This window comes from Nocardiopsis sp. KDC1DS13DA1 (genome assembly GCF_055632325.1).
The window spans coordinates 127634-142101 of record NZ_JBVMUY010000006.1 but is presented as its reverse complement, the minus strand read 5'-3'; the positions used below and the strand labels follow the sequence as shown (position 1 = coordinate 142101).

The window sequence follows — 14468 nt, the reverse complement described above, 5'->3', positions numbered from 1 at the left end:
CTTTGCGAGGGTTGGTGTAGGAAGCCTGCCTCACCTGATGTGACCTACTTGGAGGCAGGATGAACGACCTCTGACCCCTGGGGCGGTTGGGGTGAGGAAGCGCAGTTTCGGGTTCGTGTGAACCCGGGGCCATTGACACCCACCTCAACCCGTTCCGGGGCAAGGTCGAACAGAACGCCTCATTCCCTATGGATGCATCCCTCAAGAAAGGTGCCCCGGCCGGTGCGGCGAACACCGGGCCGGGGCGTGATTTCCACCTGCGCTATTTCAGGAGGTAACCGTGGCCGAGTCTATTGGAAGGCACCGCAGGCGTCGACGGGGGTGGGCCAGCCGGGTGCGGTGGTGGCTCGCCGCGCTCTTGGCGCTCGTGTCCTCTCGCCCGCAGGCGGCCCGTCGGCGGCCAGAGAGGCAAGCAGCCCGGGACGCCCGTGCCCAGCGTCCCCGTGAGGCGTGTGTGGCCAAACAGGCGCCCTCTATGCCTCCGCCTGCTGGGACGGGAGTGGCCGATGATCCGGGGTGGGTCTCGAACTACCGCACGGCGAGCAACCAGCACTTCACCTCATGGGCGTACGCCTTCGACAACACCGCCTCGGAGGCGGGCGTGGTGCCCCCGCCCCGCAGGTCCAGGCAGGTTGAGCGCGGTTGGTGCGTGGACGACTCCGGGCTCAGCGCTGTGCGCCCCTATCTGGTCAGGCACGAGGAGCGCATGGCCCGACTGCGTGAGCGAGTGCCCAGGGAGGCGGTTCACGGGGAGTCCAGGGGAGTGGGCCGCCACAGGGCGGTACCTGTCCCGTCCGGCTCCGGTGATGAGAAGAGGGAAGCCGGAGAGTTCGACGACCTGGCCCGCCTGATACGCCAGTGGCAGACGATGACCGTCTGACCACAGACTCGCTCCTCGGGGTGGTGTCACCGCACGTTCGGTGACACCACCCCCGCCGAGTTCGGTGTCTCCTACGGGTGTTGTCACGAGTCAGGGATGCGATTCGGAAACCGGAGTGCTCTCCGTGCTCTTCGTGTCCGTGGGCACCACACGGACGACTGGCTGGACACTTTCCGTGTGGCTGTCGGCGTGATCGCGGTGATCCGACTGATGGCCACACGCTCGGCGGGTGAGAGCTAGCGCCGGATCATCCGGGAGCGATGCCTACCCCAGGCGTGGCACCCAGCGCTCGGGGCGGCCCTCCCCGGCGGGCTTGACTTCGGCCTCGGATCCTTTGACCAGACCGGTCGCCCGGGCCACCGCCAGGGCGGGGGCCACGCCGAACTCGTCCGCCTCGCAGCGGATGTACTGCGAGTTCTGGCGCGCGGCGAAAACCAGGACCCCGTCCAGGGTCGCACGCCACTCCTCCTCGCTTCCGGTACCCCGCTCTGCCAGTTCCAGTACACGGTGCACGAGAGGGGACCCCTCCTCCCACGCGTCCGAGAAAGAGCCCACGTCAAGAAACTCCAGAACCTGGTTGGCCGCTCTCTCTGCCGTGGACAGGTGAGGCAGCAGGAAGCCCAGGCCGTCATCGTCGATGAGGTCGGGGTAGTCGATGCGCGCCCAGACGGCCCCGTCCCACCAGTAGGCGAATCCCTGTTCACGTTGGTTCTCCAACTCGGTGAACCAGGTCCAGGGCAGCCAGTCAGGACCGGCGTAGGGGTCGTAGCCCTCGATATCGACGTGGTCATCGCACTCGTGGTCGGCACCAACGAGAACCCCGCGTCCGCCCTCGATCCGCGCGAGCCTCCACTCGTTGCCGCCCGCGTCGTCGTGGTGCACGACCGCGCCGGCATAGGCGTGCTGGTTCTCGCTGCCGCCCGCCTCCAAGGCGGCCAGCGCAGCGGCACGAGCCCAGAGGACGTCGAACGGAGGCAGATCCTCGGGACGCCCAGGGGCGTGGAACTCCATGGTCGGGCCCTTCCTACAGAGAGGGGAGTCGGTCGCGAGGTGAAGCTACACCGCGGCTCCGGCAACCGGGGTACCACCGCATCCACCGTGGTCATTCCCGTCAGGGAAATCTACTCGGTCGTTGCAGGAATCCGACAGCTGATCTCGGGGACAAAGAAACACAGTGAGTACCCCTGGGTTCCCCTCCCTCTGAGTGTCACTGAGGAACGCAGTGAAGGTGTCTGTGCAATCCCACGAGGTTCGCCCTTGTGCAGCTGGGGAGTTGAAAAGCCAGAATAAATCGATCGGCGATGATCAGAAATCCACCTCATTCGGATGGCATGAGAGTGGTTAATAAGATCCACCTCGGTCCTCTGGCTCTCCTATACCGGGACGAGCTACTCCGTGCCGTTCATGCTGGAAGGGAACCAGCCGACGTGGCAGGTGGCGGCCACGAACCCAGCCGTCGTTCGCTGTGCGTGCCTTCGGCGATCGTGTCGAGGTACTGATCAGGGTGTGAACAGGGGTGGTGAGAGTGCTCCGTGGCCTACTCCCCTTAGAGCGGAGTACCCCCACTCCGTTCTCACCGCAGGTCAGGGCGTTCTCACCTACTCCTATGGGTGCCCCGACTGAATACCTAGTAGGTCGTCATCTCACGTAGGGGGCGGGCGGCCCCCTGCCTCGGCAGGCGCCGCCCGCCCCCGCCCCTCGGCTCTCATACCTGGTCGGCCTCCCTCCTTCCCCCCACCGTTCCACTTCTCCCATAAATAAATGATGTCCACATCATCCTTTTGAGCGTGTCTGGGTGATCATCCGGAACCGTGCCGTTCATGGAAACATGATCACCCAGCCCGACCTCATGAACAGTGCCTCAAAGCCGTCCCATCTCGTGTGCTCCTGTGCGTCCTTCAAATCACACGACCGGAACTCAGAAAAATTTCGCGGCGCGGTTTGACAAACCCGCCTCGACCAAGTTCCTCTTGGATCGCCCCGAACCAGAAGACCGGTTTCCGGGGTGGGCTGAAAACGGGTTTTCGTGGCGGGTTGGAAAAACACAATCCCCAAGTGAAACCCGATCCTCCAAAGAGGAGTACGGCAAAAGGTCAGGAGTTATTCCATGCGCACCGCGCACGCCATTCACGAATCGTCCAGGTGGGTGCTCGCCTGTCACCGCGACCAGCTCGGGGACGTGTCGCTCCACCTCCACCGCACCCAGGTGGGCCTCAACCAGCCGAGGCTCTAGCTCGGCCCCGGGGTGGGCGGTGCGCCAACACCGCGACCTGCCCGGAGCCGAACCCGTCACCGCTCGCGCCCAGCACCAGTGCGACATGCCCTCCCACTTCCGGGGCGGGCGCGAGCCAACACCCACAACCGTAAGGACCGCCGCTATGACTTCGCACCGCTCGGCCACGCACACCCGCGAGCGCATCCTCGCCGCCTTGGGCATGTTCACCGCACCGGTGACCGTCACCGAACTGGCCGACGCAGTCGGGATGGGCCGCTCGACCATCACCAAGCACCTCAACAACCTGGAGATGGAAGGCGCCGCTACCCGGATCCAGGGCGGCCGCGACGGTAGGCGGCGCCTGCCCGACCACTGGACGATGGCCACCACGGGCGCTGACCTGACTCCGGAGGCGAAGACCGAGGGCGACCACCAGGCCACCGACACCGATCCCGACGGGGTCGACGTCTGCGAGGCTCCGGCCACCCCCACCCACTGGCTGGACGGGGGCAGGCCCGGGGCGGTCAACCCGGTGAGCGGCATGAACCGGCTCGCCCCGGGTGAGCTGAAGCTGATGGTCCAGGCCATCCTCGACAGTGACCCGGACCAGGAGTTCGGGGCGACCCAGATCAGCCACCTCCTCCGGGGGCGGTCGATCGGAGCGATCCAGAACAACCTCGCCCGCCTGGTGGCCGAAGGGTCGGCCGAGCTGACCCGTGAGCGGCCTCGCCGTTACCGCACCACCAAGGCCCCGGCCCCGAACGTCGGCTGACACCCGCCCACCCTGGGGGTGTGGGCGCACGACAGCCCACACCCCCACCCGGTGAATACCCAGGGAGGGTGTTGTGTTCGATCTCATGCAGCGGCTCGGCTGCCCATGCGTTCGGCTCGCCCGCACACTCGCCAACAGCACCTGACCCACCTCATCGACACCCGACTGGCCTCGCGCGAGGCCAGTCGGGTTCTTGCGGTCGTGCCCTCTTCCTTCCTGGGGCGGGTGTCGCATTCGCTGCGAAGACGTCTTCCTAGGAGTTCATCTGGACGAGAGGACGAGCGAGGAGGAGGTTCGCCGATGACAAGACCCGAGAACCTGTACCTGACACCACGGCCCTGGCCAGCGGACGGTCCTTGGGGGCGGGGTCGTTCGGGTCACTGTGTGGGGCTGTCCCGGCCTGGGGCGTGTGGGGCCACCAGCGCCCCGACGTCGGCCCTGGCGCCCGGGGCGGGTTCATCACCCCAGGGTGCGCCGATCGGGGCGGTCGGGCCGTTTGACGGCCCGACCCTGGCTGTCCCCGGTGCCCGCGCCGGATGGGTGTGTGGCGGGAATCGGCCGAATCCCCGCGAAGCTGACGCTGGGGTGAGGTTCTTCGCCCATCGGACGGTCAACGCGCCGAATCCGCTTGACCACCTCGACGAGGTCGAGCGTGGATGCGTCCTGCCCCGTCCAACACGGGGCCGCGAACCGTATCCGTGCAGGCCAGACATGGTGAGGAGGTGGACGAGGTGGCTGTGAACACTCCGGTCACGCTCGACGAGGTCGCCTCGTTGTCGGTGGTGCTGGACCCAGGGACGGCTGGGCGGATGCTCGGCCTCGGGCGGACCACCACCTACACGCTCCTACGCCAAGGAGCCTTCCCCGTCCCCGCCCACCGGACCGGAAGAACATGGGTCATCCCCACCGCGGGGGTACTCGCCTATCTCGGGTTGCCGGTGGGCGCCCGTTGTTCCGGATGCGGGTCGCGCGAGAACACCGAGACGAAGGTGAGGTCGTAGATGGCCACGCGTGAAGGATCCACGTTCAAACGGTGCGGGTGCCGCGACGAGACGACCGGCAGGGCGTTGGGGGTGACGTGTCCCCAGCTCAAGCGCAAGGGCGGGGGCTGGAACCCGGCCCATGGGGCGTGGGCGTTCCAGTACGAACTCCCCCGCACCACCGACGGCAAGAGGCGTCAGGCACGCAGGGTCGGGCTGGCCACCCACACCGAGGCCGTCGAAGGACTGGACCAGGTCAAGGCGCTCCTCGCTCTGGCCTCGGGGGATGAGGACATCGAGGTGCAGGTCGCGGACCTGATCCAGGCCGCGCTCGCTAGCCGCCGACCGCTCCCCGATATGGAGGAAGTGCGCAAGCGCATCGGCACCGGGGTGGACGTTCGGGCCGAAGTACCTACCGTTGCCGCGTGGTTGACGGAGTGGTTGGACGGCAAACCCGACCTGGCTCCGGGCACCCGTGCCTCCTACGCCGGGCACATCCGCAAGTACCTCACCCCGTATTTGGGTCGGTTGCGGTTGGACAAGCTCCAGGCCCGCCACGCCGAAGCGATGTTCGCCTCGATCGAGGAGGCCAATACCCGCATCCTGGAGTGCCGCGAATCCGACGACCCCACAGCGCAGGCGTCGGTACGCGGCCAACGGGTCATTTCGCTCTCCACCAAGCACCGCATCCGCGCCACGCTGCGCAGCGCGCTGTCGGACGCGGTCCGGCGTCCGGATCTGCCGGTGACGGTGAACATCGCCTCGCACGTGCGGTTGCCGTCGTGCCCGAGGGTCAAGCCGATGGTGTGGACCCCTGACCGGGTGCGCCGCTGGGAGGCGGACGGGACGGTGCCGGGGGAGGTGATGGTGTGGACCCCGGAGCAGACCCGTACCTTCCTGACGCACGCGCGCAAGTACCGGTGGCTGTATGCGATGTTCCACCTCATCGCCGCCAAAGGCCTGCGGCGAGGGGAAGCTGTGGGGTTGCCGTGGTCCAACACCCGGTTGACGGACGGGCAGATCGACATCCGCGTCCAGGTCGTCCAGCTCGCGTGGGAGACGGTGACGACGACACCGAAGAGCGCGGCGGGCCAGCGCACCATCACCCTCGACTCAGACACGATCAAAGCGCTGCGCGCTTGGCGGCGCTTGCAGTTGGAGGCCAAACTCCAGGCCGGGAAGAACTGGGAGGACACAGGGCTGGCGTTCACCCGCGACGATGGTTCGGGGTGGCACCCGGCGCAGGTCAGTGACTGGTTCTTGAGGATCTCCCGCGCTGCGGGGCTGCCGCCGATCACGCTGCACGGGCTCCGCCACGGGGCCGCCTCGCTCGCCCTGGCTGCGGGGACGGACGTGAAGGTGGTCTCCACCGAGTTGGGCCACGCCACCACTCACTTCACCCAGGACACCTACCAGACAGTGTTCCCGGATGTAGCGAAAGCAGCGGCCGAAGCGACGGCGTCACTGCTGCGGGGTGGGCCGGTTCCGGTGAGGACGCCGATGTCGTAGCCGGACCGGCGAGCACACCAGGAGCGAAACGTCGCCTCCGACCCCGGGCCACGCGGGAGGTTCACCCGTGTTGGCCTGGGGTTTCCTCGTTCCCGAGATCGTCATCCCATCGGATCAAAGGTCTGCTGGGGCGGGTCACTCCTCAGACAGCGCCTCTTGCCAGCGTTGCAGGATCTTCTTAGTGCGCTGTGTGTCGGGGTGGTCGGAGCCCAGCACCCGGAACTGGTCGCGCAGCAGGGCAGTGAAAAGCTCAACGGCCTTGATGGCATCACCAGACTCATGGGTCCACACGGCTAGGTTGGATCGTGTGGTCAGGGTGTCTGGGTGGTCGGGCCCGAGGACGCGCAGATGGTCGTTGAGCAGTTCTTGAAAGGCCACGGTGGCTCCGGCCGCGTCTCCGGCCTCGCCCCGCCAGTCGGCGAGGTTGTTGCGTGTGATGAGGGTGTCTGGGTGGTCGGGCCCCAGGACCCGCAGCTGGCCACTGAGTAGAGCTTCGTAGGCTTGGGCGGCGCCGGCCGGATCCCCGACTTCGCCTCGCCAAAGGGCGACGCCGTTGCGGGCGTTGAAGGTGTCTGGGTGGTCGGGCCCCAGGATGCGTTCCAGATCTGGGATGAGCGCTTCGAGTAGTGCGATGGCCTTGTCCCGTTCACCGGATTCATAGCTCCAGCCAGCGAGGTTGGTGCGGGTGGCGAGGGTGTCGGGGTGGTCGGGGCCCAGGATACGCATGCGCTCGTTGAGGAGTTCTTGAAAGGCCGAAGCGGCTTCGGCGTGATCCCCAGCTTGGCCGCGGAGGTGAGCGAGATTATTGAGGGTAGTCAGAGTATTGGGGTGGTCGGGGCCCAGGACCCGTTGTTGGTCGCTGAGCAGGTCCTGAAGGGCTTGAGCGGCTGCAGCCACATCCCCAGCCTGGCCCTGTAGGTGGGCGATGCTATGTCGGTCGGTCAGGGTGTCGGGGTGGTCGGGGCCCAGGACCCGTTGTTGGTCGCTGAGCAGGTCCTGAAGGGCTTGAGCGGCTGCAGCCACATCCCCAGCCTGGCCACGCCAGTGGGCGAGGTTGTGTCGGGCTTTGAGGGTGTCGGGGTGGTTGGGGCCCAGGGTACGTAGGAGGTCGTTGAGCAGGTCATCGTAGCCTTGGACGGCTGTCGTTGGGTCTTCGGTTTGGCCGCGCAGGTGGGCGAGGTGGTGTCGGGCTTTGAGGGTGTCGGGGTGGTTGGGGCCCAGGGTACGCAGGAGGTCATTGAGCACTTCCTGAAGGGCGTCGGCTGCTGCCGCCGGATTCCCCCCGAGCCCTAGGAAGAAGGCGAGGTTGTGTCGGGCGGCGAGCGTTTCGCGGTGGTTGGGGCCAAGGGTGCGCAGCAGGTCGTTGAGCAGGTTCTGGAGGTCGTGGACTGCGCCAGTGAGATCCCCTGCGAGCCCCCGGCTGTGGGCGAGTCTGTGCCTTGCAGCCAGGGTGAGGCGGTTGCGGTCTCCCAGCCGCTGATCAGCGGTGAAGGTCATGTATTGCCAGTGGGCTACGGCTTCGCTGATCCGACCGGTTTCAATCAAGCTCTCACCTGCACAGAAGAGCAGCATGATGCCGTTTGTCCGCAGGAGCCCCTTCGATTTCCATAGCCAGTCCTCACTGCTGCGCCCACTCACTGCGTGGTGGCTGCGCAGCGCAGTCGTGTTGTCGCGGAGGTGCTGGGCCAGGGTCGTATCGTGCCCCACCTCGGTCCACACTGTCAGGAGCGCGTTCACGAGGATGAGCACACTGAGTCGAGTGGGGTGAGTCCGTGTGTGCTCCCGGGTGGCGCGCTGCACCAGTTGATGTGCGCCCACGGTGGCGATACTGGGTTCTCGTGAACTGTTGTTGTCAGTCGGCGGCGAGACGGCGGTGCGGGTGACCAGGTTCAATCGGTGGAGGTTGGCGAGGGCAGCGTGGGTTTGCTGCGGAGTCAGTGCCTGAACGGAAGCGGTGCCGGAGAGCTTCAAGGCGCCTGAGAGCCTTTTCAGGAATCCTGGCTTGCGACCGGTAGGTGGGTCAGAGGCCTCCGGCGCAGAAGGGGTTTGTTCCTTGGGGCGACGGAAAGCTAGGTACGACAGCACCGGTGGGGAGGTGAGTACGCTCTCTGGGATCCCGGATCCGTCGAGTAAGGCAACAAGTTCCATCAATGGGCGGGCGACACCACGGGGAGCGTAGGTGTCGGCTTGGTCCAGGGACAACTCCCAGGTGGTAGCCAGCGGAGTGGGGGTCTCCCAGTCGGGAAACACCTCGTGGAGCGTCCGCCTTCGGTCGCGGAACAACTCCAGATAGTCAGCGCATCCCATGCTCCGCTCGGCGATGTAGGTGACGGCTTGCCCCAGCGCGAGAGGGAGGTATCCCAGGTCGTGGGCGAGTGTGTCCAGATCGTCAGGGGTGTGGGGGATTCCGGCCCAGTCCAGGGCATGGGTGAGGAAGTCGCGGGCTTCGTTGGGCGTGTAGACGTCCACGTCGAGTAAGTGGCGTCCCTGGGTGGCCAGGGAGCGGTCGCGCCTTCGGGTAGTGACCAAGACGCGGCCGCAGGGTTGGTCGTGTGGGGGCCACAGGTCGCGCACGGTGGCGGGGTCGACCAGGTCGTCCCATACCACCAGCCACCGCCGTTTCTGGTTCTTGTTGGGATTCTGAAGCCAGGCCAGGAATGCGGCTGCGGCGTCTACAGGGTCTTCAGGGACGGTCTCGAACATCTGTCGGGCGGCCTGGGCGTAGGCAGAGGTGATGCGTTCGCGCGTGGCGGCGTTGGCCCAGACCAGCACGTCCAAGCGTTTGTCAGGATCGGCGATGTCGCGCAGGGTGCGGGCGTGGCGGGCGGCGAGCTGGGTTTTGCCGACGCCGCCCGTACCGGACAGGACTTGGCGCAGGACGACGGTGCCGAAGCTGTTCAGTGCCTCGTCTAGTTGGTCGGTGATGGCCCGGTGCTGGTAGTGCGCTGCTTGTTCCGGGATTGAGCCGATTTGCACGGGCCAGTCCACTTCGTGGGCTGGTAGGTAGTTGTGTTGTTCGTTGATGAACGTCCCGGGGAAGGTGCTGCCCCGGAAGTCGTTGTGGCTTCCGTCGTAGGACTCGCTCATCGGTGAGCCTCTCCCCCTGCGTCGGGTTTGGAAGAGTGGTCGTGTTGTTCGTTGATGAACGTCCCGGGGAAGGTGCTGCCCCGGAAGTCGTTGTGGCTTCCCCGGTAGGAGGGCTTCTCAACGCGCACGCTGCGTCCCTGGACGATAGTGCTGTCTCCAGAGACGTCGCCGTTGATCTTGTTGACCGTGTCTGCCTTGTCTTCCTTGCTGGAAGAGGGGGCGGTGGAAGGGGTTGAGGACAGGGCCCAGGCGATCGCGGTGACGATCAGTCCTAGGGCCGTGGTGATGCCAGCCGCCCAGGAGGCCGCCTCCCACCCCTGTCGTGTTGTGGGGCCACCGCCGAACCACAGCCCGCCTGCCAGCGCGGCCATGATCGCGACAGCCGTGACTCCTGCGCAAACCCAACTTGTCTTGGCCATAGGTCTGATTGTGGCGCGCAAATCCCGAGAGGGTTAGGGGTTTCGGGTGTATCGGCCATATCCGGCCGTGGGGGTAGAAGGGGGTGCGAGCTTGGGAACGTGAGGGTGTGGGCGCGCTGTGGGGGATGGCGGACGGGGGTGGGCTGCGGCCCCCTTGGGGGCGTGTGGTGGCGCTGTGGGGCGCTGGCGGGCGGACGCGGGGCAGCGCTGCCAGGGTCACGGGATGGCAAAATGCTCCGCGAGGTGCTCGCCCACCTGTACGGGACCTTGCACTGGGGAGCACACGAGGAGCAAAATCTGCCCCCAGACGAGGTCCGACACCTCGTCTGTTCGACTCGTGCGCCCCGTCTGACCTGGGATTTTGTGGCGCACCCGGCAGGATTCGAACCTGCGACCCCCGGATTAGAAGTCCGGTTAATGCGTGCCGCCACGTGTCGCTTCGTACCGTTTCATGTCACCCCATCCGATCCGCCGTGCCGTCTGTGACCATGTGGTGTCGTCCCGTGTCGTGTCAGTACGGAACTGAAGAGCACAAACGGAGCACACACGACCGGTTGGCGGCGTCCGATGGCACCTCGCGAGGTGCCATCGACTCGACCGGGCCTCTCTGTTCGAGCGGCGTTTCCTCTGTCGCTTCTTGATGCTGTCGCGTGGGACTGCAGGCCACTGTGCCGCGCGGTATCGGAGATGGCTGCAGGATCGGTCCGGAGTGGCTGATGCCCTTCTGAGCTGGAATTTTGCGGTGCATCGGGAGGAGGTGACCCTGTGTGACTCGCCGAGAAGGTCAAGCGTTTGATGGGTAACGATTTTGTTATAGGGAATCTGGTTGAGGGAGAGTTTAACGCCATGTCAGCGCGCGGATGAGTGGTACTCAGTCCCGCCTGGTGGTGTGGAGCGGAGACCCTTGGGGCTTGTGTGCTCGATAGGGCCACAGATAACTTCCTGTCCGATTCGGCACATCCACGGCCGTGGCAGCATCGGCCACTCGACCCCCGGACTGGCATCCCCCATGCGTCGCTCCCTGACCCGTGCGACAGCGGTCACCACCGCTGCGGCACTGGCCCTGTCCTTGCTCGTTCCCACCACTGCATTCGCGGATGAGGACGAGCCTGTCCTCACGGAGGAAGCCCAGGCCGAACAGGCCGCCCTCGAATTGGCTGCTGAGACCGGAGAGTCCGTACCGGTCGAGGAGTTGTTGGAGGAACGACGAGACGTCGTGGCCAACCCGGACGGCACCTTCACCGCGACCGAGTACGTCCAGCCGGTCCGGGTGCGGCAGGACGGAGCCTGGGTCGACACTGACTCCACCCTCCAGGAGCGATCCGACGGCAGGTTGAACCCGGTGGCCTCGACCATCGGTCTGTCGTTGTCCAATGGCGGTGACGGGCCGTTGGCTACGTTGACCCGAGCGGGCAGGCACCTCGAACTCGGCTGGCCAGCCCCCCTTCCCGAACCCACGGTGGAAGGTGACACCGCGACCTACGCGCAGGTCCTTCCCGGTGTCGACCTGGTCGTCAGGGCTGATGTGGACGGCTTCTCCCAGGTACTCGTGGTGGAGGACGCTGAAGCCGCCGCCCAGCCAGAGATCGCTGAGTTGCAGATGGCGCTGTCCGTCGATGGTCTCCAGGTCCACACCACGGGACAGGGCGGAATCGAAGCGACGGACGCAACGGCTGGCGGCACCGTCTTCGAAGCCCCCACACCGCTGATGTGGGATTCGGGGGACCCGGACGGTGGCGAGGAACTGTCCACCATGTCGGCCGAGGCCGTCGGGCAGGAGTTCGACCTCACCGAGGGGCCGCTGGAGTCGTCCAAGGTCGTGGAGATCGGCGTCACGGCCGATGAGGACTCCTTGAACCTGGTGCCGGACGAAACCCTTCTTCAGGCTTCGGACACCAACTACCCGGTCTACATCGACCCGGTGTGGAAGACCTCCAGCACCTCCGCCTGGGCGATGGTCTCCAGCGGGTACCGGTCTACGTCCTACTGGAAGTTTTCAGGGGTCGACAACGAGGGCGCCGGACGTTGCCCCCAACTGGCGGGCGACCCCTACTACTGCCATAACGTCGGTATCAAGCGCCTTTTCTACCGCATTCCCACCAGCATCTACGACGACAAGCAGATCCTGTCGGCCGAGTTCGCCGTCACCCTGCGCCACGTCTACGACTCCACACCCAGGGCCGCGAGACTGTACCGGACTGGCGCCATCTCCTCGTCCACGACCTGGGACGACCAGCCCTCCTGGACCCAGTCCCTGGACACCCAGAGCCCTACCACACCCGCGGGCAGCTGCACGTCCACCAACCAGAACGTGCGCTTCGACGCCAGCTCCGCAGTCGAGTGGGCGGCCTCCGGCGGCCACGCCACCACGACCTTCGGCCTGCGCTCGGTTAACGAGGACAGCTACGCCCACTGGAAGCGCTTCTGCGATAACGCCCAGCTCGAAGTCAACTACAACACGATCCCTGACCAGCCCCGTCAGACGGATCTGCAGTTGGAGCCGGGCGGTGCGTGTGTCTACGGCACCCAGCGCCCCTACGTCGATGAGCCGCCCCGGGTGTCGGCCTACCTGCGTGACCCCGACCACAGCACCAGCGCCACGGAGCAGGTGCGCGCTCAGTTCCGCCTCTTTTGGACCGACGCCGCCGGGCAGGAGCAGGAGCGCACGTTCACGACGTCCTACAAGGCCGCGGACTCCCGCTTCTACTACCAGGTCCCCGACGACATCCCGGAGAACGCCGTGCTGGGATGGATCGTCCGGGCGCATGACGGGCATGCCTGGGGGGAATGGAGTTGGGTCGGGGAACAGACGCGCTGTGAGTTCGTCTATGACTCGACGGCTCCCGAAGAGCCCGCCGTCACCTCCTGGGAGTACCCCGACAACGACGTCTGGCAGAACGGTGCCGGTTACGTCGGCTACTTCACGTTCGATTCGACCTCCGAGGACGTCGACCACTTCCGCTACGGGTTCAATGAGAACCCCTCCGAGAACAATGTGGCTCCGGCCTACACCTCCTCCTCAGGAGGATCCACCTCGTTCATCGCCTTCACCCCGGAACGGACGGGGCCGTTCAACCTGACCGTTGAGGCCGTCGACCGTGCGGGCAAGGTCAGTGTCCGCGCCAACCACCTGTTCCTGGTCGCACCGGGCGATCCCGCGCTTCCGCACTACCCGTTGGACGAAGCCGCCGGAGCGCAGAGTGCGGCCAGTGCCGGGGACGACAACGGGGTGTACACCGCTACAGCTGGCACCGGTGTCACCTTCGGTGAGGAAGGACCGCAGGGCACCGGCCTGTCCGCCGCGCACTTCGACGGCGGTGACGGTTCCTACCTGGAGCCCGGGGTGGAGCGTCCCGGCCACCCGTACGAGAACTACACGTGGTCGGCCTGGGTGCGCCTGGACGACCTGACCACGGATCAGACCGTGGTCAGCCTCGGCGCGGACGGCGGCACCTTCCGTCGCCTCGCCTACCGGGCCGACACCGGATCCTGGCGCCTGTCGAACTGGACCGATAGCTCCGGAACGATCCAGCCCGTCGAGAACTACGTCGAAGCTCCGCACGAGGCCGCAGCAGGTGAATGGGTGCACGTCACCGCCGTAGGCAAGGTTCTCGAAGAGACCATGCTGATCTACATCAACGGGCGCCTGGCCAGCACCGAACCGACCAGCCTGTACGCCGCGGCCCCGGAGCACGGAACCACCGCCCTCGCCGAGGAGGAACCCACCTGGGAGGCCCCTCAAGGGTTCTGGCAGATCGGACGCAGCGAAACCGGCGGGACCTACACCGACCACCTTAACGGCGGACTCTCCGACGTGCGTATCTTCCGCCGCATGGTTCTCCCGCACGAGGTCCCCACGATCTACGACCCCACAGCGGACAGGCTCGCCTACTGGAACTTCACCGACGAGGTCGACGGAGCCAGCCCCGAATACGCGGACGGCCCGGACATGACCCTCAACGGTGGTGCCGCGATCTTCCGCGGTGATCCCTTCGGAGAACCGGCGCTCGTCGGAGACGGACACCTCACTCTGGACGGCCAGGGCCACACCGCCACCGCGCAGGGCGTCGCGGGAACCGATGGCAGCTTCACCCTGAGCATGCGGGCCCGCCTGGCCTCCCCCGCCCCCACACAGGACATGACGGTCCTGTCCCAGGCCGGACAGGCGCAAAGCTCCTTCAACGTGCGCTACTCCGCGCAGGCCAACCGGTGGGAACTGCTGCTGGCCAACACCGACACCACGGCCACCACGACGACCAGCGTGGTCAACGACCTGTTCATCCCCAGCTCGGAACAGAGCGGCGACCACCTGGCCGTGGTCTACGACGCCTTCCGCCGAGAGGTGCGCTTCTACGTCAACGGCCAACTTTCCCAGACCTCCACCGTCCAGCACTCCGCCGCATGGGCCTCCACGGGGCCGCTCAGTGTCGGCAGGGCCCTGACCGACGGTGCATGGGGTTCCTCCTTCTCCGGATCCGTCGACGATGTGCGCGTCTACCGCGGAGCGGCCGATGCCACCCTCATCACCCGCCTGGGCTCATTGACCGAGCAACCCGACCTGTGACCCTCTGGCGGGAGCGACCTCACTGCTTGCTCCCTCCACCCC

9 protein-coding genes are annotated in these 14468 nt (G+C 66.3%); 6 read left to right on the top strand and 3 right to left on the bottom strand.

Annotated features, from left to right (window positions below; genetic code table 11):
• The first annotated feature begins 499 nt into the window (after positions 1–499).
• Positions 500–880 (top strand): hypothetical protein, encoded by a 381-nt coding sequence (locus ACTVAJ_RS06095; protein WP_470387071.1) that lies wholly within the window; start codon positions 500–502, stop codon positions 878–880.
• 264 nt (positions 881–1144) lie between these two features.
• Here the strand turns inward: ACTVAJ_RS06095 and ACTVAJ_RS06090 are convergent, their stop codons facing one another.
• Entirely contained in the window at positions 1145–1891 is a 747-nt protein-coding gene (locus ACTVAJ_RS06090) for a hypothetical protein (RefSeq protein ID WP_470387070.1), read from the bottom strand.
• Positions 1892–2987: 1096 nt separating this feature from the next.
• On the opposite strand from ACTVAJ_RS06090, the gene ACTVAJ_RS06085 reads away from it, so the two are divergent.
• The 4 genes from ACTVAJ_RS06085 to ACTVAJ_RS06070 all read left to right on the top strand — a co-directional run bounded on the left by ACTVAJ_RS06085 (position 2988) and on the right by ACTVAJ_RS06070 (position 6356).
• Positions 2988–3113, top strand: coding sequence for a hypothetical protein (locus tag ACTVAJ_RS06085; RefSeq protein WP_470387069.1), 126 nt, complete (start codon positions 2988–2990; stop codon positions 3111–3113).
• Between the two features lie 145 nt (positions 3114–3258).
• Complete coding sequence (locus tag ACTVAJ_RS06080; RefSeq protein ID WP_470387068.1) at positions 3259–3867, top strand: winged helix-turn-helix domain-containing protein; 609 nt, start codon at positions 3259–3261, stop codon at positions 3865–3867.
• Between the two features lie 731 nt (positions 3868–4598).
• Complete coding sequence (locus ACTVAJ_RS06075; protein ID WP_470387067.1) at positions 4599–4868, top strand: helix-turn-helix domain-containing protein; 270 nt, start codon at positions 4599–4601, stop codon at positions 4866–4868.
• Positions 4869–6356, top strand: coding sequence for a tyrosine-type recombinase/integrase (locus ACTVAJ_RS06070; RefSeq protein ID WP_470387066.1), 1488 nt, complete (start codon positions 4869–4871; stop codon positions 6354–6356). It begins immediately after the preceding gene.
• Positions 6357–6491: 135 nt separating this feature from the next.
• On the opposite strand, the gene ACTVAJ_RS06065 is transcribed toward ACTVAJ_RS06070, so the two are convergent.
• Positions 6492–9443 carry a tetratricopeptide repeat protein gene (locus ACTVAJ_RS06065; RefSeq protein ID WP_470387065.1) on the bottom strand — a complete coding sequence of 984 codons (2952 nt, stop codon included), beginning with the start codon at positions 9441–9443 and terminating at the stop codon, positions 6492–6494.
• Positions 9440–9862, bottom strand: a complete 423-nt coding sequence (locus ACTVAJ_RS06060; RefSeq protein ID WP_470387064.1) for a hypothetical protein — start codon at positions 9860–9862, stop codon at positions 9440–9442. The genes ACTVAJ_RS06065 and ACTVAJ_RS06060 overlap by 4 nt, the downstream gene beginning before the upstream one ends.
• A gap of 1009 nt (positions 9863–10871) precedes the next feature.
• Between ACTVAJ_RS06060 and ACTVAJ_RS06055 the strand changes: the two genes are divergently transcribed.
• On the top strand, positions 10872–14426 hold the full coding sequence (locus ACTVAJ_RS06055) for a LamG domain-containing protein (RefSeq protein WP_470387063.1): 3555 nt from the start codon (positions 10872–10874) through the stop codon (positions 14424–14426).
• Positions 14427–14468 lie beyond the last annotated feature (42 nt).

Bases quoted from the DNA above. Each gene is read 5' to 3' on its own strand.
- ACTVAJ_RS06080 (WP_470387068.1), top strand. From the start codon at position 3,259: ATGACTTCGCACCGCTCGGCCACGCACACCCGCGAGCGCATCCTCGCC.
- ACTVAJ_RS06055 (WP_470387063.1), top strand. From the start codon at position 10,872: ATGCGTCGCTCCCTGACCCGTGCGACAGCGGTCACCACCGCTGCGGCA.
- ACTVAJ_RS06060 (WP_470387064.1), bottom strand. From the start codon at position 9,862: ATGGCCAAGACAAGTTGGGTTTGCGCAGGAGTCACGGCTGTCGCGATC.
- ACTVAJ_RS06065 (WP_470387065.1), bottom strand. From the start codon at position 9,443: ATGAGCGAGTCCTACGACGGAAGCCACAACGACTTCCGGGGCAGCACC.
- ACTVAJ_RS06085 (WP_470387069.1), top strand. From the start codon at position 2,988: ATGCGCACCGCGCACGCCATTCACGAATCGTCCAGGTGGGTGCTCGCC.
- ACTVAJ_RS06070 (WP_470387066.1), top strand. From the start codon at position 4,869: ATGGCCACGCGTGAAGGATCCACGTTCAAACGGTGCGGGTGCCGCGAC.
- ACTVAJ_RS06090 (WP_470387070.1), bottom strand. From the start codon at position 1,891: ATGGAGTTCCACGCCCCTGGGCGTCCCGAGGATCTGCCTCCGTTCGAC.